Raw genomic sequence first — 25,152 nt, 5'->3', positions numbered from 1 at the left:
CCATGGACCCGAACGCCCCTGACATCCGCACCATCACCGAGGACGAGTACCCGGGCTGGCTGCGCGCGCTGCGCGCCGGTTTCCTGCACTCCGCGGAACTCACCGCCGAGGAGCTGGCCGCACGGCGCGGCGCGATCGAACTCGACCGTACGCAAGGGGCGTTCGAGGACGGCCGCTGCGTCGCCACCTTCCGCACGCTGCCGCAGCGGCTGACCGTCCCCGGCGGCGCGGCGGTGGCCTCCCTGGCCGTCACCAACGTCTCCGTCCTGCCCACCCACCGCCGCCGCGGGCTGCTGACGCGGATGATGCGCGACGCGCTGGCCGACGGGCGCGAGCGCGGGGACGTCTGCTCCACGCTGGACTCCGCCGAGTACCCGATCTACGGCCGCTACGGCTACGGCCCGGCCACCTGGTCGACCGACTGGACCGTGGACGCCGCCCGCGCCGGGCTGGACCCGCGCTGGTCGCGCCCTCAGGAAGAGGGCGCCCGGATCGATCTGGTGGAGCCCGCCCGGGCGCGCGTCCTGGGCGCCGCGCTGCACGAGCGGGTGTGCGCGCTGCCCGACCGGCAGGGCATGACGGACCGCACCGAGCGCTGGTGGAAGCTGAACACCGGCGCGATCGACTGGCCCGGCAGCGGCTTCGCCCCGGCCTTCCACGCCGTGTACCGCGACGCCGCCGGGGATGTGCGGGGGCTGCTGACGTACACCGCCGACGACCACTGGGAGAACGAGGCGCCGCGCCTGAACGCCCGCGTCCGCGACCTGATCACCGCCGACGCGGCCGCCGAGCGGGCCCTGTGGCACTTCCTGCTCTCCATGGACTGGGTCGCCACCGTCCACTGCCGCCGGCTCGCCCCCGACTCCCTCCTCCCCCGGCTGCTGCCGAACCCGCGCGCCGCCCGGATCACATCCCACGCGGACTTCCTGTGGCTGCGCCCGCTGGACGTCCCCGCGCTGCTCCGGGCCCGTACGTACCCGGTCTCCGGCACGCTGGTGCTGGAGCTGGAGGACCCGATGGGCATCGCCGGGGGGCGCTTCCTGCTGGACGCCTCCCCCGAGGGAGCCACCTGCGCGCCCACCACGCGTCCGGCCGACCTCTCGATGGGGGTGGGCGCGCTGAGCTCGATGTACCTGGGGGACGAGTCCGCCTCGCGGCTGCGGGAGCTGGGGCAGCTCGACGAGGAGCGCCCGGGCGCGGCGGCCCTGGCGGACGCCCTGCTGCGCACGGGCCGCAGGCCCTGGGCGCCGGACGTCTTCTGACGCCCGGCGGGGCACGGGCGCGAGCCCGTGCCCCGGTCCCGTGCCCCGGTCCTGTGACGCGGTTCCGGGGTACGGCGTACCGCCGTGACCCGGGCCGCGCGGGCCCCGCGCCGGATCCCGCGCGGGCCCCGCTGCGGCACCGGCGGTACGCCCCGCGGCGGGGGCGGGGGCCTTCCGTCCCGGCGGGAGGGCGGGCCGGCGTCACCGGCTCTCCTCCGGCCGTTCCTCCCGCCCCCCTTCCCGCCTCCGGCGGGCCTCCCGGCCCAGCAGGTACGGGCCCGCGACGGCCCCGGCCACCGCCAGGTACAAGGGCATCAGCTTGAGCGCGAGGGGCATCGAGGCGCCGAGGACGGCCTCGGCGGTCAGGCCGATCGCCACGGCGACCAGCTCGCCCAGGAGGAAGCCGGCGAAGGCGCCGGCGAGGACCGCGAGCACGTACTTCATGGTCTTCTCGCTCTCTCGGATCGGAGTGTCTACAGGTACGAGGGGCCGGTGACCCGGCCCCGGAAGGCCATCCACAGCCACACCTGGGCGGCCGCCGGCAGCGGCGTCACCACCAGCACCGCCGGCACCAGCAGCCCGAGCACCGTGCCGCCGGCCGCCGAGTCGGCCAGGGGCAGCCGTACGCCCGCGGCGAGCGGCGGCACGGCCATGGCCATGGCGGTCAGGGCGAAGGTGGACCGCTCCCCGGCGCGGCCCGAGGGCAGCCGGGCTCGGTGGCGCGGGCCGCCGGTCAGCCGCAGCGCGGCGAAGGCCGACCCGTGGACGGCGAACAGCGCCGCCACGCCCAGCGAGGTGAGGACGGCCGCCGGGCCCGCGGCCGGTGCGTCCGGGGCGCCGTTGAGCAGCCCGGCCAGCAGCCATCCCCAGGCGAGGGCCGCCGTCCAGCTCCCGCCCGCGACCATGCCGTCGCACAGCGCCCGCCAGGCGCGCCACGGGGCTCGTCCGCGCCACCACAGGCCCGCGTCGCGTACGACCCATCCGGTCAGCAGGGGGACGAGGACGGCGAACTGGCCGCTGAACACCTCCCCCTCCAGCGCCGGGAAGCAGCCGACGAACACCCCGGCGGCGGCGATCAGCCACACCTCGTTGGCCAGGAAGAAGGGGGCGATGGCGGCCAGGACGGTACGCCGCTCGTCCTCGTCGCGTCCCAGGTGGTGCAGGAGCATGCCGACGCCGAGGTCGGCGCCGCCGAGCACCAGGTAGCCGACGGTGAACAGCCCCAGCAGGGCGGCGGCGAGGGTCTCCACGGCGGTCTCCGTTCTCCGTCACCCGTACGGTTCCGGACAGGGCTGTCGGCTGTCGGCTGTCGGTTCTCAGTAGGCGGGCATGGGGCCGGGGTCGCGGTCGGCGGGCGGCCCGCCGCCTCCCGGCGCCCGCCCGTCCTCTCCGGAACCTCCGGTCCCCGAGGGCTCCCCCGGCTCCCCGATCTCCCCGAGCGTGACGGCGCCGGGGCCCCGGCGGGCGGTGCGCAGCAGCAGCCACCAGTTGACGGCCAGCAGCAGTGCGAAGAGCGTGGTGAAGACGGCCAGCGAGACCCGCATCGCACCGGCAGACACGTCCGAGAGCGCGTCCTCGGTCCGCAGCAGCCCGTACACCACCCACGGCTGCCGGCCGGCCTCCCGGAAGACCCAGCCCGCCGTCATCGCCGCGTACGGCAGCGGCACCAGCGCCATCAGCAGCAGGTGCCAGGTCCGGAAGCGGAGTACGGCCCGGCGGAAGCAGGCCAGCAGCGCCGAGCCGGCCGAGGCGTACAGCATCAGCGCGAACGCGCCGAGCATCAGCAGCGCGGCGCCGCGCACCAGCCCCTGGGAGGGGATGTAGTCACCCGGGCCGAAGCGTTCGGTCAGCTCCGCCTGGAGCCGTGCGATCTCGGCCGTCTCCGCCCGCCACACCGCGCTCTTCATCGGCTGGTGGCCGGCGATCGCGGAGAGCTGGAGGCCGCCGGACGCCGCCGTCCACAGCAGCGCGGGCGGCGCGAGGAAGACCCCGATCCGCAGCGACCTGCGGAACAGCTCGGTGTCGGCCCCGGACAGCCCGTGCCCGCCGCGCCGGCGCAGGTGGTACGCGCTGATCCCGGCGACGAAGAACGCCGCCGTCAGCAGCGCCCCGCCCGCGATGTGGCCGAAGGCGAGCAGTGTGCTGGGGTTGGCCAGTACGGCGGGGGCGTCGGCCAGTTCGATGCCGTGCGCCGTCCTGACGTACCCCACGGGGTGGTTGAGGAAGCCGTTGGCGACCAGGATCCAGTAGGCCGACAGGTAGGCGGTCCCGGTGACCACCCACAGCAGGGCGCAGTGCAGCCGGGGCCCGAAGCGGTTCCAGCCGAAGATCCACAGCCCCAGGAAGGTGGACTCGACGAAGAACGCGACGATCGTCTCCATCGCCAGCGAGGCGCCCAGGACATCGCCCGCGTAGTGTCCGAGCCCGCTCCAGGCCAGCCCGAACTGGAACTCCATGACGATGCCGGTGACGATCCCGACCGCGTAGTTGACGACGTAGAGCTGCCCCCAGAAGCGCACCATGCGCTCGCGCACGGCCGCGCCCCGCCCGCCGTCCCCCTCCCCGCGTCCGTTCCCGCGTCCGCTTCCGCGCCGCAGCACCGCCCAGGTCTGGACGGCGGTCACCACGGTGGCCAGGCCCAGCGTCAGCGAGACGAACAGGAAGTGCGCGGCGGCGGTGAGGGCGAACTGCCACCGCGCGAGGTCGAGTGCTCCGGTTCCGTCCACCCCACCACCGTCGGCGGACGGTGTGCCCCGGCACATCGGCCCGTGGCGGACACCTGGGGTACGGCGCCGGTCGCGGCCGGGCAGGCGGACGTACCACCCGGGTTGCGCCCGCGGGCGCGCTCCCCCTAGGGGGACCCGCTCCCCCGGCCCTCCCGGCCCCCGGCCCGCCCTACTCCAGCCAGCCCGGCGTGACCATCCCCGACTCGTACGCCAGGATCACCAGCTGCGCCCGGTCGCGTACGCCGAGCTTGGTCATGATCCGGCTGACGTGCGTCTTGGCGGTGGCCGGGCTGAGCACCAGGCGGCGGGCGATCTCGTCGTTGGACAGGCCCTCGCCCACCAGGGTCATGACCTCGCGCTCCCGCCCGGTGAGCGCCCTGAGCCGGGGCGAGGGGTCGGGCTGCCGCGCCCGTCCGGCGAACTGCGCGATCAGGCGGCGGGTCACCGCCGGAGCGATCAGCGCGTCGCCGCGCGCCACGACCCGCACCGCGTGCAGCAGCTCCATCGGCTCGGTGTCCTTGAGCAGGAAGCCGGAGGCGCCCGCGCGCAGCGCCCCGTACACGTAGTCGTCCACATCGAAGGTGGTCAGGATGACCACCCGGGTGTCCGGGAGCCGTTCGTCGGCGGCGATGCGCCGGGCGGCCTCCAGCCCGTCCAGCTCGGGCATCCGGATGTCCATCAGCACCACGTCGGGCCGCAGCGCGCGCGTCAGCTCCACGGCCCGCAGCCCGTCCCCGGCCTCGCCGACGACCTCGATGTCGTCCTCGTCGCCGAGGATGGAGCGGAAGCCCGCCCGCACCAGGGTCTGGTCGTCGGCGAGGATGACACGCACCCGTCGCCCGTCGTGCTCTGCGGCCATGGCATGAGCCTATGCCGCCCGGCCGCCGCCCGGCCGCCCCCTCACGGGGTGTGGAGAGGCTGTGGAACCCGCCACACGGCCTCCCAAGATCGGGTACGGTCGTGGCTCGCCGGTCCGGAGCGGCACACACCCGCCCAGGCGGTGCACAATTGCACAAAAGATGTGCTCAACGGCCGAATCGGCCCTCTCCACCCCGAGCGGGCCGCCCGCCCGTCCGCGGTGCGCCCGGCCGTGAGGCGGTACCGGCGTTCCGTTCGCGGGCTGCTGCCCCCGCGAGCCGCGCGGTAGTGTTCGAGACGGACAGAGGGTGCGTGTCACCATGACGGAGAGGTCTCCGGCACCGGCCGGCACCGCGCAGAGGGGAGGGGCCATGAGCGAGGTGAGCGGCGACGTCGACTACGCCGCCCTGTTCGACGCAGTCCCCACACCCCTGTCGGTACTGGACCGGGACTTCGTCTTCGTGGAGGCCAACCAGGCCTATCTGGAGATCACCGGGCGTTCCCACGGCGAGCTGATCGGCCGCCATCTGTTCGACGTCTTCCCCGCCAACCCGGAAGACCCGAACGCCGACGGCCCCGGGAACCTGCTGGCCTCGTTCCGGCGCGTGCTGGAGACGGGCAAGCCGGACACCATGGTCCTCCAGCGGTACGACATCCCCCGCCCCGGCGCCGAGGGCGGGTACGAGGAGCGGTACTGGAGCCCGGTCAACACCCCCGTCCTCGACGAGGACGGTTCGGTGCGGCTGATCATCAACCGCGTCGAGGACGCCACGGCGTACGTGCGCGACAGCCTCGCCCACCCCACCAGCCTGACCGGCACCGGTGACAGCCTGCGGGCGGTCGGCGGGAAGATCGCCGAGGCCGAGCTGTACGCCCGCGCGCGGGAGCTGTACGAGCACAACGAGCGGCTGCGGCAGGCGCACGCACGCGAGCACGAGGTGGCCCTCACCCTGCAGAAGGCCATGCTGCCGACGCACATGCCGCTGGAGCGCCGCAACGCGGCCGTGCGCTACCGGCCCGCCCAGGGCTCGCTGAACGTGTGCGGCGACTGGTACGACATGATCAACCTCAGCGAGGACCGCTTCGCCGTGGCCGTGGGCGACGTCGTCGGCCGGGGCCTGGAGGCCGCCAGCGTGATGGGGCAGCTGCGCAGTGCCCTCAGCGCCGCCATGCGGGTCGCCGACGGCCCCGCGCAGGCGCTGTACGGCCTGGACCTGTACGCGCGCTCCCTCGACGGCGCGCTGGCCACCACCGCCGTCAAGCTCGACATCGACACCCACACCCACACGCTCACCTACAGCAGCGCCGGCCACCTGCCGCCCATGGTGTGCCACCCCGACGGGTACACCGAGCTGCTGGACCAGGCCACCGACGTGCCCCTGGCCGCCCGGAGCAGGCCCTCGCACCGGCCGCAGGCGATCACCACCTACGTGCCGGGCTCGACCCTCGTCCTCTACACCGACGGGCTGGTCGAGCGCCGCGAGGAGTCCATCGACGTCGGGCTGAAGCGGCTGTCGGAGAGCCTGGCCCGGCACCGCGACCTGGGCCCGGAGGAGATCGCCGACAACCTCCTGGAGGACCTCGGCATGAACCAGGGCACCGCCGACGACGCGGCCCTGGTCGTCATCAAGCTCTAGTGCCGCGGCGGGGCCGGTGGCAGGCGGCGCGGACGGTGACGAGCGGCGGTGGCGGCCGACGTCACCGGGCGGGCTCCCCCAGCGGCAGCCGGGCCTCCACCCGGTAGCCCCGGACGCCTCCCGTACCGTCCTCCCCGCGCACGTTCCCGGCGGTCAGCGTGCCGCCCAGCGCCCGCGCCCGCTCCGCCATCCCGGCGACGCCGCTGCCCGGGGCGCCCCCTCCCGGCCCGCCGGCGCCTTCGACTCCCGCCTCCCGCGGCGCCCCGTGCCCGTCGTCCTCGACCAGCACCCGCACGGCGTCCTCCTCGTGGCGGACGGTGACGACCGCCCGCCGCGCCCCCGAGTGGCGGACCGTGTTCGTCAGGGACTCCTGCACGATCCGGTACGCGGCCAGCCCCACCTGCGGCGGCACCGGCCGCCCCGGCCGTCCCTCGGTCACCAGACGCGCGTCCAGCCCGGCCCCGCGCGCCCGCTCCACCAGGGTGCCCACGCCCTCCAGTCCGGCCGCGGGCGCGGTGGGCGCCGCCTCCTCGTCCGCCTGCCGCAGCACTCCGAGCGTGGCCCGCAGTTCGCGCAGGGCGTCGCGGCTGCCGGCCCGCACCGCCTCCAGCGCGGCCACCAGCCCCTCCGTGTCCCCGGGCCGCCTGGTGTGCCGGTGCAGCGCGGCCCCGGACTGCACATTGATCAGCGACAGGCTGTGGCCGATCACGTCGTGCAGCTCGCGGGCGATGCGCAGCCGCTCCTCCACCGCGGACTGCCGCGCCCGCACCTCCTTCTCCCGCTCCGCCGCGACCGCCCGCTGCTCCACCTCCCGCAGATACGCCTGCCGGTTGCGCTGGGCGTGCCCGGCGGCGATCACCCCGAACAGCCAGCCGGTGAGGAGCACCATCGCGGCGTCGTCCACATGGCGTCCGCCGTCCGGCCCGGGCGCCAGTTCGCCGTAGCCGACGGCCAGCATGGCCGGTACCGCCAGCGCCACGGCCGCCGTCAGACGCCCCTCGGCCGCGACGGTGTAGAGCGCGACGGCGAAGGCGATCACCGGCAGCGGGCTGTCGTACGGGTTGACCGGGTAGTACACCGCCGCGCACAGCAGGACGGCCAGCGCCACCGGCACCGGCCGGCGCCGGCGCCAGTACAGGGCCCCGCAGCAGGCCGCGATCAGCGCCCAGTCCAGGGCCATCCTCGGCCACGGCTGGGGGACGACGGTCATCCGGTACGCGTTGAGCCCCACCAGGACCGCCACGACCACCGCCGCCAGGAGGCGGGCGGGGCGGCGGGGGAAGGACGTCACGATCGGCGGCATGGGACGAAGCGTATGCACGGGCCCGCGCGGAACGCGGGGACCGCGGGCCGGTCCGGAGGACTCCGCGGCCGGCGGGAGCGCGGCGGCACCGGCCGGAAAGCGGGCATACGTAGTCTGAACACGATCGGCCGCCGAGGCGGCGAGACGGTACGACGAGGAGGCACCCGATGTCCGACGCCCCGACCCCCGAGACCTCCCAGCCCGCGCACGACCCGGAGGTGCTCCAGCTCGCGGCCAAGGTCTTCGACCTCGCCCGGGAGGGTGACACGGACACCCTCGCGGCGTACGTGGACGCGGGCGTACCGGCCAACCTGACCAACGACAAGGGCGACTCGATCCTGATGCTCGCCGCCTACTACGGCCGCACCCCCACCGTGCGGGCCCTGCTGGAGCGCGGCGCCGACCCCAACCGGGTCAACGACCGCGGCCAGACGCCCATCGGGGGCGCGGTCTTCAAGGACCAGGAGGAGATGGTGCGGCTGCTGCTGGAGGCCGGGGCCGATCCGGCGGCGGGCAACCCCTCGGCCATCGACACGGCGCGGATGTTCGGCCGCCACGAGCTGCTGGAGCTGCTCGGCGCGGAGTGAGCCGCGCGGAGTGAGGCGCGGCGCGGAACGGCCGGCCGGGACGTCCGTCCCGGCCGGCCGTTCCGCACGTTCTCCCGCCCCCTCACACCGGGTACGGCACTTCCTCCCGCGCCCGCCGCAGGGCCAGCGCCCACCAGGCGAGCTGGTCCAGCAGGGCGTTCGCGGCCCCGGCCGCCTCACCCGCCCGGCGCGGCTCGCCGTCCGGCCCGAACTCCCGCCAGGCGTCGTGGAAGCTGACGGTCTCCCGGATCGTGGCCGCGTGCAGCTCTGCGAAGACCAGCCGCAGCTGCTCCACCGCCCGCAGCCCCCCGCCCCGCCCGCCGTAGGAGACGAACCCGACCGGTTTGGCGCGCCACTGGGGCTTCAGGGAGTCGATCGCCGCCTTCAGTTCGCCGGGGAAGCTGTGGTTGTACTCGGGCACCACGACCACGACGGCGTCGGCGGCGTCGATCCGCTCGCCGAACGTCCTCGCGTCCCCGTCGGGCCGCGCCAGGTCGATCACGTCGAGCTTCACGTCCTCGCGCCGCCCGGCCTGCCGTGCGAACCACTCCCCCACCGTGGTCACGAAGCGCCCCTCGCGCACGCTTCCGAGGATCACTGCCAGCCGGTACTGGTCCTGCCGTGCCGTCGCGTTCATCGCGTTCTCCCGTCCACTCGGCCGCGGCCTCGCCGCGAGGCCACGACCGAGAACCTAGAAATTCAAGCCGACTTGAGGTCAAGTACGCGCCCGGACAAGGGCTTCGCGTCCGGTGCCACACACCCGGGCGGCCGTACGCGTCCACTCCGCCGCACACCGCCGTCACCATCCGTTCTTCTTCCCGACGCGCTTGTGGGACCACGGTGAAAAATCCACCGGCACCGGCGTCAGGCAGCGACTATCTGGATACGGAAAGTGATAGTCGCCCGTCGGAGGGCATCGAAGGATCACGGAGCGCGATGGAATCCCGAACTCAGTACTTCCCGGCGGCCTCGGAGGCCCTTGCGGACCTGAACGGCGGGAGGTGCCGGCATACGCCGGCACCCGTACGCACCTCACCCGCACCGGACTCCGGGCCGGCCGTGCCGCCGGACGATCCGCCCGGGAGGACCGTGGCGGCGCCGCGGGCGCGGGAGGCGTGGTGAGCGTGGACGGGCGGGAGGGAGCACCCGCGATCATGGTCGGTTCGGTGGCGCGGGACCTGCGGGACGGGCGGGTCGGCGACGTGATGGACGTCCGCCCCGGACGGGTGTGGCTGCGCCCGCTCGGCGGCGGACGGGAGTGGGACGCGAGGCCGGACGACGTCCGGCCGCTCACCGCGCACGAGCAGCTCAGCGCCCGTCTCGCCGCCGCCAACGCACGCAGCCGCCGCGCCCTGCCGTGACCGGACCCGCCGTCACCGTGTAGGAACCGCCCGGCGCGGAGGAACCGCTCAGCGCTCGCCCCGGGAGCCGCCGGGAGGCTCCCGGCGGCTGCGCCGGGCCGACCCGAGGGCGACGCCGAACGCCATGCCCACACCGATCCCGAGGGCGATGTTGTCGAACACCGTCAGGCCGAGGGCGACCCCGATCGCCGTCCCGACGGAGATGCCCACCGCGACATCGCCGTTCCCCGGCCCGCTCCCGCCGTTCTTCCCGTTTCTCTCCGTCATGACCACACCCTCCCATCCGCCCGCCCTCCCCGGCGAGTGGACGGGCGGCCCGCGCGGGCCGCCGCCGCTTCGCTGTCACAGGCCGGACCTAGCATCCGGACATGAGTACGCACCGGCAGGAAGACCCCCTGGCACAGGACCCCGTGACCGTCGGCATGCGCTTCGCCGAGATCGTCACAGGCACTGTGATCAGCGAGGAACCCCCGCACCCGGACTCGCCGCTGGGCCGCATCACGGCCTTCACCGCCGAGCACGGCGGCGAAGCCCTCACCCCGGAGCACGTCCGCGCGGCCGTCGAGGGACGGCCGCTGCCGCCGCCCGCCTGACGGCTCCGGCCGTACGGGCCGCGAGATCCCCGCCGCGGCCGGGTCAGCCCGGGAGGAACTCGCCCACGAGGTCCCACAGCCTTCCGCCCCACCTGCCCCACCAGGGGAGCTTCCATCTGCCGAACGCGGCGGCCAGCGCGTACCCGACGGCGGCGTCCACCGCCTCCGCCCCCGGGCCGTCGCGCCACTCGGCCGGAGCCGGTCGGCCGTCCGAGCGGAAGTGGCCCAAGGGCCGGTCGTTCCGGGCGAGGTGGGACCGCCCGCGGGGGCGGCGGCACGGCGTCAGGCGGTAGTCGACTCCCCGGTGGACGGCACGCACCCCGTACCAGCGGCGCGGCCCCCGGCCCGGCCCCGGGGACAGGACGGCGGGTTCGCCGTCGACGGTCATGGCGAGACGGCGGCGGCGACGGGTACCGACGGGTACCCGTCCGTCCCTCCTCGTCCCCTTGGTGCGGCGAATGGTGACGGCGGGGATCCCCGCCCCCTCGACCCGCAGACTCCCCGCCCCGGGGTACAGCGTCACGCCGACCGTCCCGAAACGGGGGTCGTCGACGAGGCGTGTGGCGCTGACGTAGGCCATGCGGCGATCCTGCCACGCCCGTTCTGGCCGGAAGTCGCCCTGCCGCGCGCCGCGGCCGGGTCCGTACGCTGCGGGGTGGAGATCACCGGTCGGCGCCGAAGCCGTGGCCGGACCGGGCACGGGACCGAGGGCAGTGGGGTGGGGACATGGACGCGCGGCCGCTGACGTTCGTGGTGGGCACCGGGCGGAGCGGTTCGACCGCGCTGTCGCGCGTGCTGAACCTGCACCGGGACGTCCTCAGCCTCAACGAGCTGCTGGCCTCGGTCGGATCCGAGGGGATGCCCGAAGAGGTCCTGGAGGGGGCGGAGTTCTGGCGTCTGCTGGCCGAGCCCAACCCGACGTTCGACAAGATGATCCGCAGCGGCGCGCCCATTCCCGAGTTCCTCTACCCGCGCCGTCCCGGGCGCTTCTCGGCCGACACCACCGGCATTCCCAGACTGTCCCTGATGGTGCTGCCGCACCTCACCGACGACCCCGACGACCTGCTGGACGAGCTCGCCCCGCAGGTCCGCGCCTGGCCTCGCCGCCCGGTCGAGGAGCAGTACCGGGAGCTGTTCGGGCTGCTGTGCGTCCGGTTCGGGCGGCGGGCGGTGGTGGAGCGATCGGGTTTCTCGGTGCGGTGGGTGCCCCGGCTGCGGGCGGGCTTCCCGGAGGCCGGGTTCGTCCACCTCCACCGCGACGGCCCCGACTGCGCGCTGTCGATGAGCCGGCACACCGGTTTCCGGATGATCTCGATGCTGGAGGAGATGTACGCGCTGCTGGACCTGGAACTCGGCGACGAGCTGACGCCCGAGCACGTCCGCGAGCTCCCTCCGGACCTGGCGGGTCTCCTGGAGGACCCGTTCGATCCCCGGCTGGTGTCCGACCGGGTGATGCCGGTGGCCCGGTTCGGGGAGCTGTGGTCGCGCCTGGTGACCGAGTGCCTGGAACATCTGGCCCGGGTGCCGGAGGCGGCCCGGACGAGCCTGTCGTACGAGGACCTGCTGGACGCGCCGGAGCGGGAGCTGTCGCGGCTGGCCGAGTTCGCCGGCGTGACTCCCGACGGGGAGTGGCTGGCGGCGGGCCGGTCGATGCTCGACGCGGGCAGGCGGGGGGCCTCGCTGCGGCTGCCGCCGGACGAGCTGGAGGCGCTGCGGGAGGCCTGCGAGCCGGGGGAGCGGGCGCTCGCCGCGGTGTGACACGAGAAGGGCGGCGCGGAGTGCGCCGGGGGCTCGTCCCGGGAAGCGTCGGCGGTCGGTGGTCCCACCACCGGCCTGTCGTACGGCGGTGTTACGGTGATCTTGACCGCCCCCCACGAGTCGCAGACCGCGCGTTCGGCACGTTCGCGCACGCCGAACCACGGGGGGAGTACATCTTGAGCCGCCGCCGCAACGACCGGCGCACCGGCACCGCTCGGCGCGGCGCCGCCGGCCGGGGTCGTCAGGACGGACGGGGCAGCCGGGGCAGGCGGGCCCGCCGGGGGAGCCGCCGCCATAGACGCCCGCACATACGGGTGCTGGCCTCCATGGCGACCGTCGGGGCCTTCGCACTCGGCGGGTTACTCGTCGCCCAGCAGGACTCCGCGGAGTCCCGGACCATGGCCACACCGCAGGATCCGGATGAGCTGAGGGCCTCCGAGGAGGCGGTGTTCGTACCGCCCTCGCCCCCGCCCTCCCCCTCCGCCTCCGCGTCGCCGTCCCCCTCGCCCTCGCCCTCGCCCTCCATGCAGGAGCCGGCCGGACCGGACGAGCCGTCGGTGATCCCGGTCCCCGCGACCGGGCCGGGCACCTTCACCACCGCGCAGGCCTCTGGCGAGGCCGTCGGACAGGGCACCATCCGCACCTACCGGGTGCAGGTGGAGGACGGCATCGAACTCTCCGCCGAGCAGGCCGCGCAGGAGGTCGCCGCGATCCTCGCCCATCCGCGCGGCTGGACGAACGACGGTGTCAACGGTTTCCGCCTGGTGGCCGACGGCCCCGCCGACTTCACCGTCAAGATCGCCACCCCCGGCACCGCCGACGCCATCTGCGGAGCCGCCGGTCTCAACACCCGCGGCGAGCTGAACTGCGCCGTCGGCCCCACCGTGGTGGTCAACCTCAAGCGCTGGGTGCTGGGTTCGCCGCAGTTCGCCGGGCCCGTCACCGAGTACCGGGCGCTGATCGTCAACCACGAGGTCGGCCACCGCATCGGCCACGGCCACGAGACCTGCCCGGGCCCCGGGCGGCCCGCGCCCGCGATGATGCAGCAGATCAAGGGGCTCAAGGGCTGTGTCGCCAACGCCTGGCCCTACGACACCGACGGCACCTACCTGGGCGGCCCCTCCGTGCCGTAAGCCGCCCCGCGGCGGCCGCGGCGTCCGGCCGGTCCGGGCCGACCGCACTGTCAGTAGGGGCGGTTACGGTCAGACCATGGCTTCCCAGCACAGCCGGAGCCCGTTCTCCGCACTCGGCCGTCTGACCGTCCTCGTCGACGATCCGGACGACGCCCTGGCGTTCTACCGCGATGTCCTCGGACTGCGTGTGCTGTACGACCGGACGGTGGACGGCTACCGGTACCTGCACCTGTGCGTCCCCGGGCAGGAGGGGACCGGCCTGTGGCTGATGCCCGCCACCGGCGAGGAGGAGCGCCGGCTGGTCGGGCGTCAGACCGGCGGACAACCGCTGCTCGTCCTCTACACCGACGACCTGGGCGCGGTCGCCGCCCGTCTGCGCGAGCACGGCGTACGGATGTGGGATCTGCGGGAGGGCGCGGACGGCGCCTCGCTGCACTTCGCCGACCTGTACGGGAACGTGATCGTCGCGGCGCGGCCCCACGGCTGACGGCCCCGGGTCGGCCGGGTCCCGGCTCAGGGACGTTCCGAAGCGGCCGCCGGAGGCGGCATCGCCTCGCGCAGCCGGGCCAGGAAGGCCCGGGCCGCCGGCCCGGAGGGGCCGTCGGCACGCCAGGCCAGGGCGATCCGGCCGCGCAGCCGCGGCCGTACGATCTCCGCCGCCCGCAGCCGGTCCCCGGCCTCCGCCGCCGAGCCCGCCGGGAGCACGGCGACGCCCAGGCCGCGTGCGGCGAGCTCGGCCAGGACGTGCGGTGCGGCGGCGCCCAAGGCCGCCCACGACCCGCACAACCTCTTCCGCTTCAACCGCAACATCAGGCCGGCCGGTGCCGGTCCGTCAGCGGCAGCCGCGCCGTGACCGTCCCGTCCCCGCCGCTCTCCAGGCCGGCTCCGGCGGCCGCGAGCAGACGGCGGGAGGCGGCATTGGCCGCGTCCGTACGGGCGAGCAGCCGGGTGGCGCCGGCGGCGCGGGCCTCGTTCAGGAGGAGGGCGAGCACCGCCGTGCCGACGCCCCGGCCGCGGTGGGAGCGGCCGAGCCACAGCCCGGCCTCGACCGCGCCCGGCTCCGGGGCGGGGGCCAGCCGGGCGGCTCCGGCGACCGCCTCCCGCGGCCGGCCGTCCGGGCCCGGTTCCGTGACGAGGACGGCGTACACGGTCTCCACCGGTTCGGGGCCCAGGGAGCGCGAGCGGTGGAAGCGGACGAACGCCTCGCGCCGGGCGGCCGTCCAGCCGGGCCCGCCGCCGTCCTCGGTCGGCGGCATCACCTCGCCGTGGTCGGCGTCGGAGGCGGCCGTGGCCGCCAGGTCTTCCAGCAGTGCCTCGTCCAGGGGGCGCAGGGCGACGTGGGCGGAGCTCATGAGGTCCATGGGGGGCACACTGCCCGAGACGCGCGCCGCTCCCCAACGGCTTTTCGCATCCGAAAGCCGCTCCCTTACGGGGGAATCCGGCAGGTCGTCCCGTGCGCCGACGGCCCGCCGGGGCGGCGCGGCCTTAGGCAGAAGCCATGGCTCCCCACGAAGACCATCACACCGCCGGAAGCACCGCCGGAAGCACCGCCGAACCCATCACCGAACCCACCACCGAACCCGCCGCCCGCCGCACCGCCGGAGCCGCTCCGTCGCTGTCGCGGCGGCGTTTCACCGCCGGCGCCACCACGGCCGCAGCCGTCGCCGGGCTCGCCGCCGCCGCGCCGGCCGCACCCGCCGCCGCGCCCGGAGCGCCCTCCCCTGACCCCTCGGCCACCGCCGGGCAGGCCGCCCTGGCGGTGGCCCGCGCCATCCTCCTGCTGGACGAGGACGGCACCGAGCTCACCCCCCGGTACGAGAGGATCCTGCGCGGCGGCCTGCCCCGCTCCGGCGCCGCGGGGAGCGGCGCACCGGGCGCGTCCGGCGCACCGGGCAAGGATGTGCTGGTCGTCGGCGCGGGCCCGGCCGGGCTGGTCGCCGCGCTGCTGCTGGGCCGCGCCGGTCACCGCGTCACCGTCGTCGAGGCCAACGGCAACCGGGCCGGCGGCCGGATCAAGACCTTCCGCACCGGCGGCCACGAGGGCGCGGAACAGCCCTTCGCCGACCCCAGGCAGTACGCGGAGGCCGGAGCCATGCGCATCCCCGGCAGCCACCCGCTGGTCATGGGGCTGATCGACGAGCTGGGGCTGAAGCGCCGCCGCTTCCACCTGGTGGACGTGGACGCCGGCGGCGGGCCCGCGTACCGCACCTGGATCGCCGTCAACGGCGTCCGGGCGCGCCGCGCCGACTACGCGAAGGACCCGCGGGCGGTCAACCGCTCCTTCGGCGTGCCCGAGAAGTACCTGGACGTCCCCGCCGCGAAGATCCTGGGCCGGGTCCTGGACCCGGTGCGCGACGAGTACAGCACCGTCGGGCCGGACGGGAAGCGCGTGAACAAGCCGCTGCCGCAGTGCCTGGAGGGCTGGGCCCGGGTGGTTCAGAGGTTCGGCGGCTGGTCGATGCACCGCTTCCTGACCGAGCACGCCGGATTCGACGAGCGCACGATCGACCTGATCGGCACCCTGGAGAACCTCACCTCCCGCCTGCCCCTGTCCTTCCTGCACAGCTTCATCGGCTGGTCCCTGATCAACCCCGGAACCGCCTTCTGGGAGCTTCAGGGCGGCACCGCCACCCTGGTGGACGCGCTGCTGAAGGAGCTCGGGGAGCTGAAGGTCCCGGTGCGCTTCGACCGCCGCGCCACCCGCGTCGAGTACCGCGGGAACGGGCGCGGCACGGGCGACGACACCCCGCACATCGGCGCCGACGGCCCGGCGGTGTGGATCGACACCGTCTCCGAGGGCCGTGACGGCGCTGTGGTGCGCGAGCAGTTCACCGGCGACTTCGCCGTCCTCACCGTGCCATTCTCCGGGCTGCGGCACGTCCAGATCGCCCCCGCGCTGTCGTACGGCAAGCGGCGGGCCGTCACCGAGCTGCACTACGACAGCGCCACCAAGGTGCTGCTGGAGTTCGGCCGCCGCTGGTGGGAGTTCGACGAGGCCGACTGGAAGCGGGAGCTGGAGCGGGTGCGCCCGGGGCTGTACGACGCCTACCGCCTGGGGAGGGCGCCGGACGACGGCAGCCTGCTGGGCGCACATCCGTCCGTGCCGCGCGGCCACATCTCCGACGCCCAGCGCGTGCACTACACCGCCTGCCGCTGGATCTCCCGGGACCAGCCGGAGGCGGCGGGCGTGACCGGCGGCGGGTCGGTGTGCGACAACCCCAACCGGTTCATGTTCAACCCCTCGCACCGGGTCGAGGGCAGCGAGGGCGGCGTCCTGCTGGCCTCCTACAGCTGGGCGGACGACGCCCGGCGCTGGGACTGCCTGGACGACGAGGCCCGCTACCCGTACGCCCTGCGCGGTGTGCAGCAGGTCTACGGGCAGCGGGTGGAGGTCTTCTACACCGGGGCCGGGCGCACCCAGAGCTGGCAGCGCGACCCGTACGCGTACGGCGAGGCGGCCGTGCTGCTGCCGGGCCAGCACACCGAACTGTTCCCGCTGCTGGGCCGCCGCGAGGGGCCGCTGTTCTTCGCGGGGGACCACACCTCGATCAGGACGGCGTGGATCGAGGGAGCCCTGGAGTCGGCGGTGCGGGCGGCGCTGGAGGTCCACCGGGCCTGACGGCGCCCGGCACGGTCCGGCGCGGCCGGGTGGGTGGGTGCGGGTGGGGGCGGCCCGTCACCCGCCCCCACCCGGCCGCCCGCTCCTGCGGCGGGCGGTCAGCCCTCGCCCCTGAGGCGGCCCGCGATGCGCACCACGCGCTGCGCCATGTGGTCGAGGGCCGCGTACTCCGCGTCGGTGAGCGGGGCGTCGTTGTTCGGCCCGGTGACGTGGGAGACGCCGTAGGGGTTGCCGTCGGTGAACTTCAGCGGGTCGGTGTAGCCGGGCGGCACCAGGATGCCGCCGAAGTGGATGAGCACGTTGTAGAGGGTCAGCAGCGTCGTCTCCTGGCCGCCGTGGGCGGTCTGGGAGGCGGTGAAGCCGGCGTACGCCTTGTCGGCGAGCAGCCCCTGCTGCCACTGCGGGCCGAGGGTGTCGAGGAACTGCTTGAGCTGGCTGGCGACGTTGCCGTACCGGGTGGGCGTGCCGAACAGCACGGCGTCGGCCCACACGACGTCGTCGGCGGTGGCCTTCGGCTCGTCCTTGGTGTTGTCGAAGTGCTGGCTCCACGCCGCGTTGGAGGCGATGGCCTCCTCCGGGGCGAGCTCGGCGACCTGCCGCAGCCGCACCTGCGCACCCGCCTGTTTCCCCGCCTCGGTCAGGCGCCTGGCCATCTTGTGGATGGTCCCGGTCGACGAGTAGTAGATCACGGACAGCTTGACATCGCTCATCTGGTTCCGACTCCTTTGCCCGCGCCGCCGGCCGCTCGGGCGCGGCGCGTTCGGTTCACCGTCTGCCGACCGCCACTCTATGCACCCTTACGCACCTTTCACCCGCTTTGCGACGGCGCGGTGGGACGGTGGCGCACGGGGCGTTCCGCGGTCCGCGGCGGGTTTCACATCCCCGGCCGGTCAAACCCCGCACGCCCGACCGCCCGGAACCAGTCGCCCGTCCCCTCCCGTCCCCCTTTCCGTCCCCCCCTCCGCTCCGGCCCGAGCCGTACCGCCCGGGGAGGACCCGCGACCCTCCGCGGACCGGGGGATCCGGCATCGGGAACAATGTGTCTGCCACGCCCGCCCCGGCGCTCCCGGGAACCGGCGCGCGGACAGTCCCACAGCACTCGACCAGCACCGAAGGAGCTCTGGTGGGGGAAACCCAGCGACACAGGGCAGCAAAGCCGTCGTCCTGGCCGGCACACGGCCTCAACCTGGTGCGCGGCGCCCTGATCGGCACCGCGGAGACCGTCCCGGGCGTCAGCGGCGGCACCGTGGCCCTGGTGGTCGGCGTGTACGACACGGCCATCGGCTCGGCGAGCCGCCTGGTCACCGGCGTCCGGCTGGCGCTGGCCGACCTCCCCCGGGGGCGGGGGCTGACCCGGGCCCTCCACGAGGTCCGCCAGGTCCAGTGGCGCGTCATCGTCCCGCTGATGATCGGCATGTTCGCCGCGCTGGTGCTGATGGCCGGGCTGGTCGAGGGCTGGGTCGAGGAGCAGCCGGTGCACAGCCGGGCCCTGTTCTTCGGACTGGTGCTGGCCTCGCTGTGGGTGCCCTTCTCCCTCGCCTCGCGGGCGCCGCTGCCCAACGGCGCCTCCTCCTCCTGGCGGCCGGGCGAGGCCGTCGTGGCCCTGGTGAGCGCGGCGGCCGCCTTCGTGATCGTCAGCCTGCCGCCCGGCGAGGTGGAGGCCACCCCGCTGGTCATCGTGGCCGCGGCGGCGATCGCGGTCTCCGCCCTGGTGCTGCCCGGCCTGTCCGGCTCGTTCCTGCTGCTGACCTTCGGGCTGTACGAGCGCACCCTCTCCGCCGTCAACGAGCGGGACTTCGGCTACCTGGGCCTGTTCGCGCTCGGCGCCCTCCTGGGCCTGGCCTCCTTCGTCAAGCTGATGCAGTGGCTGCTGGAGAACCGGCAGCGCATCACCCTGGTGGTTCTCACCGGTGTGGTGGCGGGCTGCCTGCGGGCGCTGTGGCCCTGGCAGGACGAGGACCGGGCCCTCCTCGCCCCCGACGACCAGCTCGGCGCGGCGATCGGCTTCGCGGCGCTGGGCTTCGTCGTGGTCGCGGGGTTCGCCGTGGCCGAGCACATCACCAAGAACCGGCGCGAGGCGGCGGCCCGCGCGGCGGCGGCCGCCGCCGTGCCCGGGGGCGCGGGCGGCCGGCACCGCGCCGGGGACCAGCCGTACGCGGGCGCGGCCGCGCCCCGGCACGACACCGAGGGCTGAGACGGGCCGAGGCGCCTTTCGGGGGGCGGGGAGGACACCTGCGGTGTCCTCCCCGCCCCCCCGGCGTTTCCGCCGGACACGGAGCAGGGCCGGGACACGCGGGTGACACTCCTGCAAGCACTTGCTTGCAAAAGTTAGCGGAGAGAGGCACTGTGGAGGCATGGCTTCACTGCATGTCGGCAATCTCGGCGAGTTCCTGCGGGAGCAGCGGCGCAGCGCGCAGCTGTCCCTGCGGCAGCTCGCGGATGCCGCAGGGGTGTCGAATCCGTACCTCAGCCAGATCGAACGGGGACTGCGCAAGCCCAGCGCCGAGATCCTCCAGCAGCTCGCCAGAGCACTGCGGATCTCCGCCGAGACCCTCTACGTCCGCGCCGGGATCCTCGACGAGAAGGAGCAGGCGGGACTGGAGGTGCGCAGCGCGATCCTGGCCGACACCTCGATCAGCGAGCAGCAGAAGCAGGTACTGCTCCAGATCTACGGATCGTTCCGCAAGGAGAACGGACACACCGAGGACGGACTCACCGAGGACGCCTCCGGCCCGGAGGCCGAGGACGTCCCCTCCGCCGGCGCGAAGCCCAAGATCCCGTAACCCAGGAGGGACCCTCATGCCCGAGAAGACCGCCGGCGAGGCCGCCGACAAGACCGCGGACCTCCGCAAGGCACTGACCGACCCCACCCCGCTGTACTTCGCGGCGGGCGTGATCGACAAGATCCGCGAGACGGCGCCCGAGCGCCTGGCCGCGGTCAAGGACAAGGCCGCCGACCCCAAGGCCGTACAGGAGCGCCTGGCCCAGCAGGCCAAGCAGACCCAGTCGCGGCTGACCACCGCGCTGACCGGTCTCGACACCGATCTGAAGAAACTGCGCGAGCAGGCCCAGCACCTGGCGCTCCAGGGCGTCGGGCTCGCCGCCGAGTACGCCGTCAAGGCCCGCGAGGGATACGGCGAGCTGGCCGGGCGCGGCCGCGGCGCGGTGGGTACGTGGCGCGGCGAGAGGAACGGCGGTGAGAAGAACGGCGCCGGTGTCGGCCGCGGGCTCCCGGTGAAGGGCGCGCGCAAGGTCGGCGAGGCCGTGACCGTCGAGGCGGGCGGCAAGGAGGAGAAGCCGCGCCCCAAGATGGGCGACACCCGCCGGGCCACCCCCGGCAGGGCGTCCGCCACGAGGACCACGGCCTCGAAGACGGCGGCGTCGAGGAAGACGGCCTCCCGGACCGGTGCCGCGAGGAAGGCCGCCGCCGGGGAGACCCCCAAGACGGTCGCGAAGAAGAGCGCCGCCAGGAAGACCGCGGCGAAGCGGTCCTCCTCACCGTCGGACAAGCTGCCCACGGACAAGCAGGAGTGAACGCCGCCGGGACCGGGCACGCACTTCGTGTCCGGTCCCCGGGCCGGTAGCGTGGAGGGCCGACGACCGGCTCATGGACAGGATGGTGGCCAGCGTGCTGTTGGACGGTTTCTACGGGCTGATGTCCTGGGTGTTCCTGGGCCTGCTCATCTTCAGCATCTTCTGCTTCGTGGACGCCGTGCTGCGCCGTGAGGACGCCTACCGCGCCGCGGACAAGAAGACCAAGGGCTTCTGGCTGATCATCCTGGGGATCACGGTGGCCGTGAACCTCTTCCTCGGGATGCTCTTCCTGACCATCGCCGGACTGATCGCCAACATCGTCTACATGGTCGACGTGCGGCCCGCGCTCATCCAGGTCGGCGGGGGCGGCAGGGGCGGCCGGGGCGGCTTCCGCCGCGGCAGCAGCAGCGACGGCCCCTACGGCCCGTACAACGGCGGCCGCTGAGCCGCCGGGCGGATCCGGGGCTCCGGCAGGGCCGGGCCGCACGGCCCGGCCGCCGCTCGTCCGGGTCAGCCCCGGTCGAGCAGCATCACCGCCACGTCGTCCGTCAGCTCGTCGCCGTTGAGCTCGCGCACCTCGGCCAGTACGGCGTCCAGCAGTTCCTCGCCGCGCAGCCCCGCGGCCATCCGGTTGCCGACGATCCCGAGCATGCCCTCCTGGCCCAGGCGCTGCTCGCCCTGGCCGACCCGGCCCTCGATCAGTCCGTCGGTGTACATCATCAGGCTCCACGAGCCGCCCAGCTCCACCTGGGTGCGGGGCCAGCGGGCGTTGGGCAGGACGCCCAGCGCCGGGCCGCCGCCCTCCTGGTGGTGCGGCAGCAGCCGCGGCCCGCGCCCGCCGCCGGCCACCAGCGGCGCGGGGTGCCCGGCCAGGCAGAGGCCGGCCCGCCGGCCGTCCGGCGCGATGTCGACGGTGCACAGCGTGGCGAAGATCTCGTCGCTGGAGCGTTCGTGCTCCAGCACCCGCTGGAGCGTGCTCAGGAGCTGGTCGCCGCAGAGCCCGGCGAAGGTCAGCGCACGCCAGGCGATCCGCAGCTCCACCCCCAGCGCCGCCTCGTCCGGGCCGTGCCCGCACACATCGCCGATCATGGCGTGGACGGTCCCGTCCGCGGTGCGCACGGTGTCGTAGAAGTCGCCGCCGAGCAGCGCCCGGGAGCGCCCGGGCCGGTAGCGGGCGGCGAACCGCAGCTCGGAGCCGCCCAGCAGCGGGGTCGGCAGCAGCCCGCGCTCCAGCCGGGCGTTCTCCTGGGCCCGCAGCCGTGACTCGGTGAGCTGACGCTGGGCCAGGTCCGCCCGCTTGCGCTCGACCGCGTAGCGGACGGCCCGGCTCAGCACCCGGCCGTCCAGCTCGTCGCGGAAGAGGAAGTCCTGCGCCCCGACGCGTACGGCCTCGGCCGCGCGCTCGGCGTCGTCCTCGGCGGTGAGCGCCAGTACCGCGTGCCGGGGGGCCATCCGCAGCACCCGGCGCAGTATGTCCAGCTCGTCCCCGCTCTCCTCCTGGACGCCCCCGGCGGTGCCGTCGGACAGCGCCAGGTCGAGCAGGATGCAGTGGACGTCGTCGGTGAGCAGCCGCTCGGCCTCGGTGAGGTTGCGGGCGGTACGGACCCTCACCCGGCCCCCGGAGGCGTCGAGGAGCTCGGGGATGGCAAGGGAGCCCGCCGGGTCGTCCTCGACGACGAGCAGGGTCAGCCCGCCGGGGAACCCGGAGGACCCGGGAGTACCGGCCTTCGGGCCGGTGGACTGCCGCGGCAGCGCCACGGTCATCACCTCGTCGCCCATCGATACGGGCATGCCAGAATTCCTCTTCCCTCCCCCCGAGGGCACACAGGCGTCAGGGTGGAGACGCCCCGGGCGACCTTAGCGGCCCGGGGCCCTGCACGGAATGCCTTGTGGCATATGCCAAACGGCCGACGGGTGACCAGCCGAGGCAGTCTACGCGTCGGGCCGCACCACCCCGAGGATCGGCAGCGACCCCGCGCCCGCGGTGGTGATCTGCCGGCCGGTCCGCGGCGCGTGGACCATCACCCCGTCGCCGACGTACATGCCGACATGGCTGGCGTCACTCTTGTAGACGATCAGGTCGCCCGGACGCATGTCGGTGATCTCCACCCTCGGCAGCTGCCTCCACTGCTCCTGCGAGGTACGGGGGATCCGCAGCCCCGCGGCCTCCCAGGCACGCAGTGTCAGCCCCGAGCAGTCGAAGGTGCCCGGGCCCTCGGCGCCCCACTCGTAGTCCTTGCCGATCTGGGCCATGGCGTACCCGACGGCCTTCCTGCCGCGCGCCGACGCCCGCCGGCCGATCTCCTCCAGCACGCCGGACTCCAGCCAGCGCGCCTGCCGGGCCCAGGCCGCCTCGTCCTCCAGCTCCCGCAGCCGCTCCAGCTCGTCGGCCTCCAGCCGCGACTCCAGCTTCTCGGCCTTCGCCAGCTCGGTCTCGATGTCCTTCTTGGCCCGGGCCTTGCGCCTGCGGTCCGCCTCCAGCTTCGCCCACCGGCCGGTGGCCTCGTCCGCGTACTCGCCGAGGTCCTCGTTGGCCGTCCGCAGCTTCGCGATCAGCCCCTTGGCGCCCTGGTCGCCCTTGTGGAGCAGGCCGAGGTCGCGCAGGAAGTCCTCCGGGTCGTCGCCGAGGACCAGCCGCGCGGAGGGCGGCAGACCGCCACCGCGGTACTGCGCCCGGGCCATCGCCCCGGCCCTGTCCCTCAGATCGGCCAGCTGCCCCCGGGTCCGCACGATCGCCCGGGCCAGCCGTACGATCTCGCGCCGCTGCTCCGCGGCCCGCTCATCGGCCGCGTTGTACTCCTCGGTGGCCGATTCCACGCCGTCGTGGAGCTTCTCGATCTTCTTGCGGAGTTTCTCCAGACGCGCGGTGGAGCCCTCGTCGGCGGCCTCGCCCGGCCCTCCCGCCCCGGGCTCCTCCGCCTTCGCCGGCTCCTCGGCCTTCCCCGGCTCCCCCGTGCTCCCGGGCCCGGGGGCCGCGGGCGAGGTCTGGACGCCGCCCTTCCCCTTCGCGCCCGGCCCGCCCGGTTCCGCGCGGGCCGCTCCCGCCGGTGCCACCAGCAGCGCGAACTGCGCGCACACCAGTGCGCAGACGACCGCCCCCGCGGACACCGCGCCCGCCGACGGCCTTCCACGGCGTGCCGTACCGGCGCCGCCCCCCTGCCGCTCCACGCTTCTCCCTTCCGCGCGTCCACGCACGTCACACGGTCCCTACCCGTGCGTAACGAGTCACAGCCGGGGATGGTGCCACGTCGGCCGCTCCCGCAACAGAGGGCACGGCCCCGTCCCACCCACGGCGCGCCGGCGGCCGCGTCAACTGCACCGTCCGCCGAGGTTCACCTCTCGTTCACTCTCGGCCGTCGGGCGCTTCACCTGTCCTGCCTAATTTCGGCCTCATGGGGAGCGCGCCCGGTCGCCGGCGGACGCGGACCGCCCCACATGCTGAACACGAGACCCGGACACACCTCACCGCTTGCCGTCCCCACCGGCGGGCCCCAGGAAGGAACTGAACGAAGTGAAGCTTCAGCCCACCAACCGGCTCCGCACGCTCGCCGTCGGCGCCGCCGTGGTTTCCAGCGCACTGGTCCTGAGCGCCTGCGGCTCGGACGACAACACCGGGGGCGGCAACGAGGCCGGCGGCACCAAGGCCGCCAGCAACATCAAGTGCGACGGCGAGGGCAACCTCCTCGCGTCCGGCTCCAGCGCCCAGAAGAACGCGATGGACATCTGGGTCAAGAACTACCAGGCGGCCTGTGAGGGCTCCGCGGTCAACTACAAGCCCACCGGCTCCGGCGCGGGCATCCAGGAGTTCCTCCAGGGCAAGACCGGCTTCGCCGGCTCCGACTCGGCCCTGAAGGAGGAGGAGGTCGAGCAGTCCAAGAAGGTCTGCGAGGGCGGCCAGGGCATCAACCTGCCGATGGTCGGCGGCCCGGTGGCCGTCGGCTACAACCTGGCCGGCGTGGACGACCTGGTCCTGGACGCCGAGACCATCGCCAAGATCTTCGACTCGAAGATCACCCAGTGGGACGACGAGGCGATCAAGAAGCTGAACCCGGACGCCAAGCTGCCGTCCACCAAGATCCAGGCCTTCCACCGCTCCGACGAGTCCGGCACCACCGACAACTTCACCGAGTACCTGCACGCCGCCGCGCCCGACGCCTGGAAGTACGAGCCCGCCAAGGCCTGGGCCGGCAAGGGCGGCCAGTCGGCCGACGGCTCCTCCGGTGTGGCCACCAACGTCAAGAACAACGACGGCGCGATCGGCTACTTCGAGCTGTCCTACGCCGACGGCAACAACATCCCGACCGTGAAGCTGGACACCGGCGCCGCCGAGCCCGTCGAGGCCACCGTCGACAACGCCTCCGCGGCCATCGCCGCCGGCAAGGTCGTCGGCGAGGGCAGCGACCTGGCCATGGAGCTGGACTACGCCACCAAGGCCGAGGGCGCCTACCCGATCGTCCTGGTGACCTACGAGATCGTCTGCGACAAGGGCAACGACAAGCAGTCCCTGGACCTGACCAAGTCCTTCCTGACCTACGCGGCCAGCGAGGACGGCCAGAGCGCGCTGGCCGACGCCGGCTACGCCCCGATCCCCGACGAGATCATCACCAAGGTCCGCGAGACCATCTCCTCCCTCTCCTGACGCAGCGGGCGGGGGGGCCCCCCCCCCCCCCGGGGGCGGCGGCCCCCCCCCCCCCCCCCCCCGGGCCCGCCCCCCCCCGCCCCCCCCCCCCCCGGGCCCCCCCCCCCGGGGGGGGCCCCCCCCCCCCGCCGGGGGGCCCCCC

The 25,152-nt window shown here is 74.5% G+C and carries 27 protein-coding genes; 14 read left to right on the top strand and 13 right to left on the bottom strand.

The features are described from left to right. Positions 1-2: 2 nt before the first annotated feature. Positions 3-1,262 (top strand): GNAT family N-acetyltransferase, encoded by a 1,260-nt coding sequence (locus ACW69E_RS03995; protein WP_457496771.1) that lies wholly within the window; start codon positions 3-5, stop codon positions 1,260-1,262. Positions 1,263-1,463: 201 nt separating this feature from the next. Here the strand turns inward: ACW69E_RS03995 and ACW69E_RS03990 are convergent, their stop codons facing one another. The 4 genes from ACW69E_RS03990 to ACW69E_RS03975 form a co-directional block, all read right to left on the bottom strand. Further along, the gene (locus tag ACW69E_RS03990; RefSeq protein ID WP_457496770.1) at positions 1,464-1,706 is read right to left on the bottom strand and encodes a DUF5957 family protein; all 243 of its coding nucleotides are present in this window, start codon (positions 1,704-1,706) and stop codon (positions 1,464-1,466) included. Positions 1,707-1,735: 29 nt separating this feature from the next. Next, positions 1,736-2,512, bottom strand: a complete 777-nt coding sequence (locus ACW69E_RS03985) for a cytochrome d ubiquinol oxidase subunit II (RefSeq protein WP_457496769.1) — start codon at positions 2,510-2,512, stop codon at positions 1,736-1,738. A gap of 66 nt (positions 2,513-2,578) precedes the next feature. Continuing rightward, complete coding sequence (locus ACW69E_RS03980; protein ID WP_457496768.1) at positions 2,579-3,988, bottom strand: cytochrome ubiquinol oxidase subunit I; 1,410 nt, start codon at positions 3,986-3,988, stop codon at positions 2,579-2,581. Positions 3,989-4,157: 169 nt separating this feature from the next. After that, positions 4,158-4,847: a response regulator gene (locus ACW69E_RS03975; RefSeq protein WP_457496767.1), complete on the bottom strand. Its 690-nt coding sequence runs from the start codon at positions 4,845-4,847 to the stop codon at positions 4,158-4,160. Between the two features lie 370 nt (positions 4,848-5,217). On the opposite strand from ACW69E_RS03975, the gene ACW69E_RS03970 reads away from it, so the two are divergent. Beyond that, complete coding sequence (locus ACW69E_RS03970) at positions 5,218-6,483, top strand: PP2C family protein-serine/threonine phosphatase (protein WP_457496766.1); 1,266 nt, start codon at positions 5,218-5,220, stop codon at positions 6,481-6,483. 61 nt (positions 6,484-6,544) lie between these two features. On the opposite strand, the gene ACW69E_RS03965 is transcribed toward ACW69E_RS03970, so the two are convergent. Further along, on the bottom strand, positions 6,545-7,786 hold the full coding sequence (locus ACW69E_RS03965) for a sensor histidine kinase (protein WP_457496765.1): 1,242 nt from the start codon (positions 7,784-7,786) through the stop codon (positions 6,545-6,547). A gap of 167 nt (positions 7,787-7,953) precedes the next feature. On the opposite strand from ACW69E_RS03965, the gene ACW69E_RS03960 reads away from it, so the two are divergent. Further along, the gene (locus tag ACW69E_RS03960) at positions 7,954-8,373 is read left to right on the top strand and encodes an ankyrin repeat domain-containing protein (protein ID WP_457496764.1); all 420 of its coding nucleotides are present in this window, start codon (positions 7,954-7,956) and stop codon (positions 8,371-8,373) included. Between the two features lie 82 nt (positions 8,374-8,455). On the opposite strand, the gene ACW69E_RS03955 is transcribed toward ACW69E_RS03960, so the two are convergent. Beyond that, complete coding sequence (locus ACW69E_RS03955; protein WP_457496763.1) at positions 8,456-9,010, bottom strand: NADPH-dependent FMN reductase; 555 nt, start codon at positions 9,008-9,010, stop codon at positions 8,456-8,458. A 481-nt stretch (positions 9,011-9,491) separates the two neighbouring features. Here ACW69E_RS03955 and ACW69E_RS03950 point away from each other — a divergent pair, with 481 nt between their 5' ends. Further along, positions 9,492-9,734 carry a hypothetical protein gene (locus ACW69E_RS03950; RefSeq protein ID WP_457496762.1) on the top strand — a complete coding sequence of 81 codons (243 nt, stop codon included), beginning with the start codon at positions 9,492-9,494 and terminating at the stop codon, positions 9,732-9,734. A 48-nt stretch (positions 9,735-9,782) separates the two neighbouring features. On the opposite strand, the gene ACW69E_RS03945 is transcribed toward ACW69E_RS03950, so the two are convergent. Next, positions 9,783-10,001, bottom strand: coding sequence for a hypothetical protein (locus ACW69E_RS03945; protein ID WP_457496761.1), 219 nt, complete (start codon positions 9,999-10,001; stop codon positions 9,783-9,785). A gap of 101 nt (positions 10,002-10,102) precedes the next feature. Here ACW69E_RS03945 and ACW69E_RS03940 point away from each other — a divergent pair, with 101 nt between their 5' ends. Next, positions 10,103-10,327 (top strand): hypothetical protein, encoded by a 225-nt coding sequence (locus ACW69E_RS03940; protein WP_457496760.1) that lies wholly within the window; start codon positions 10,103-10,105, stop codon positions 10,325-10,327. Positions 10,328-10,370: 43 nt separating this feature from the next. Here the strand turns inward: ACW69E_RS03940 and ACW69E_RS03935 are convergent, their stop codons facing one another. After that, positions 10,371-10,907: a hypothetical protein gene (locus ACW69E_RS03935; RefSeq protein WP_457496759.1), complete on the bottom strand. Its 537-nt coding sequence runs from the start codon at positions 10,905-10,907 to the stop codon at positions 10,371-10,373. A gap of 146 nt (positions 10,908-11,053) precedes the next feature. On the opposite strand from ACW69E_RS03935, the gene ACW69E_RS03930 reads away from it, so the two are divergent. The 3 genes from ACW69E_RS03930 to ACW69E_RS03920 all read left to right on the top strand — a co-directional run bounded on the left by ACW69E_RS03930 (position 11,054) and on the right by ACW69E_RS03920 (position 13,705). Continuing rightward, entirely contained in the window at positions 11,054-12,085 is a 1,032-nt protein-coding gene (locus tag ACW69E_RS03930) for a sulfotransferase (RefSeq protein ID WP_457496758.1), read from the top strand. Positions 12,086-12,411: 326 nt separating this feature from the next. After that, positions 12,412-13,218: a DUF3152 domain-containing protein gene (locus tag ACW69E_RS03925; protein WP_457496757.1), complete on the top strand. Its 807-nt coding sequence runs from the start codon at positions 12,412-12,414 to the stop codon at positions 13,216-13,218. A 76-nt stretch (positions 13,219-13,294) separates the two neighbouring features. Continuing rightward, positions 13,295-13,705, top strand: a complete 411-nt coding sequence (locus ACW69E_RS03920) for a VOC family protein (protein ID WP_457496756.1) — start codon at positions 13,295-13,297, stop codon at positions 13,703-13,705. Positions 13,706-13,731: 26 nt separating this feature from the next. Here ACW69E_RS03920 and ACW69E_RS03915 read toward each other — a convergent pair whose 3' ends face one another. Then, the gene (locus ACW69E_RS03915) at positions 13,732-13,983 is read right to left on the bottom strand and encodes a LysR substrate-binding domain-containing protein (protein WP_457496755.1); all 252 of its coding nucleotides are present in this window, start codon (positions 13,981-13,983) and stop codon (positions 13,732-13,734) included. Between the two features lie 44 nt (positions 13,984-14,027). Beyond that, on the bottom strand, positions 14,028-14,579 hold the full coding sequence (locus ACW69E_RS03910; protein ID WP_457496754.1) for a GNAT family N-acetyltransferase: 552 nt from the start codon (positions 14,577-14,579) through the stop codon (positions 14,028-14,030). A 137-nt stretch (positions 14,580-14,716) separates the two neighbouring features. On the opposite strand from ACW69E_RS03910, the gene ACW69E_RS03905 reads away from it, so the two are divergent. Next, a complete protein-coding gene (locus ACW69E_RS03905) occupies positions 14,717-16,837 on the top strand; it encodes a flavin monoamine oxidase family protein (protein ID WP_457496753.1) in 2,121 nt (706 codons plus the stop codon). Between the two features lie 98 nt (positions 16,838-16,935). Here ACW69E_RS03905 and wrbA read toward each other — a convergent pair whose 3' ends face one another. Further along, positions 16,936-17,547, bottom strand: a complete 612-nt coding sequence (gene wrbA, locus ACW69E_RS03900; protein WP_457496752.1) for an NAD(P)H:quinone oxidoreductase — start codon at positions 17,545-17,547, stop codon at positions 16,936-16,938. Between the two features lie 413 nt (positions 17,548-17,960). Between wrbA and ACW69E_RS03895 the strand changes: the two genes are divergently transcribed. From ACW69E_RS03895 to ACW69E_RS03880, 4 genes are all read left to right on the top strand, one after another. Then, positions 17,961-19,031, top strand: coding sequence for a DUF368 domain-containing protein (locus ACW69E_RS03895; protein ID WP_457496751.1), 1,071 nt, complete (start codon positions 17,961-17,963; stop codon positions 19,029-19,031). Positions 19,032-19,191: 160 nt separating this feature from the next. Further along, the gene (locus ACW69E_RS03890; protein ID WP_457496750.1) at positions 19,192-19,620 is read left to right on the top strand and encodes a helix-turn-helix domain-containing protein; all 429 of its coding nucleotides are present in this window, start codon (positions 19,192-19,194) and stop codon (positions 19,618-19,620) included. Between the two features lie 16 nt (positions 19,621-19,636). Continuing rightward, positions 19,637-20,371, top strand: coding sequence for a hypothetical protein (locus tag ACW69E_RS03885; protein ID WP_457496749.1), 735 nt, complete (start codon positions 19,637-19,639; stop codon positions 20,369-20,371). Positions 20,372-20,453: 82 nt separating this feature from the next. Continuing rightward, the gene (locus tag ACW69E_RS03880; protein ID WP_256462490.1) at positions 20,454-20,816 is read left to right on the top strand and encodes a DUF2516 family protein; all 363 of its coding nucleotides are present in this window, start codon (positions 20,454-20,456) and stop codon (positions 20,814-20,816) included. Between the two features lie 65 nt (positions 20,817-20,881). Here the strand turns inward: ACW69E_RS03880 and ACW69E_RS03875 are convergent, their stop codons facing one another. Both ACW69E_RS03875 and ACW69E_RS03870 read right to left on the bottom strand, forming a co-directional pair. Beyond that, the gene (locus tag ACW69E_RS03875) at positions 20,882-22,135 is read right to left on the bottom strand and encodes a PP2C family protein-serine/threonine phosphatase (RefSeq protein ID WP_457496992.1); all 1,254 of its coding nucleotides are present in this window, start codon (positions 22,133-22,135) and stop codon (positions 20,882-20,884) included. Positions 22,136-22,303: 168 nt separating this feature from the next. Further along, on the bottom strand, positions 22,304-23,539 hold the full coding sequence (locus ACW69E_RS03870) for an NlpC/P60 family protein (RefSeq protein WP_457496748.1): 1,236 nt from the start codon (positions 23,537-23,539) through the stop codon (positions 22,304-22,306). A 343-nt stretch (positions 23,540-23,882) separates the two neighbouring features. On the opposite strand from ACW69E_RS03870, the gene pstS reads away from it, so the two are divergent. Then, positions 23,883-25,010 (top strand): phosphate ABC transporter substrate-binding protein PstS, encoded by a 1,128-nt coding sequence (gene pstS / locus ACW69E_RS03865; protein ID WP_457496747.1) that lies wholly within the window; start codon positions 23,883-23,885, stop codon positions 25,008-25,010. Positions 25,011-25,152: the final 142 nt, after the last annotated feature.

This window comes from Streptomyces sp. SS8, assembly GCF_054072955.1.
This window is presented reverse-complemented; position numbering and strand designations above follow the sequence as displayed.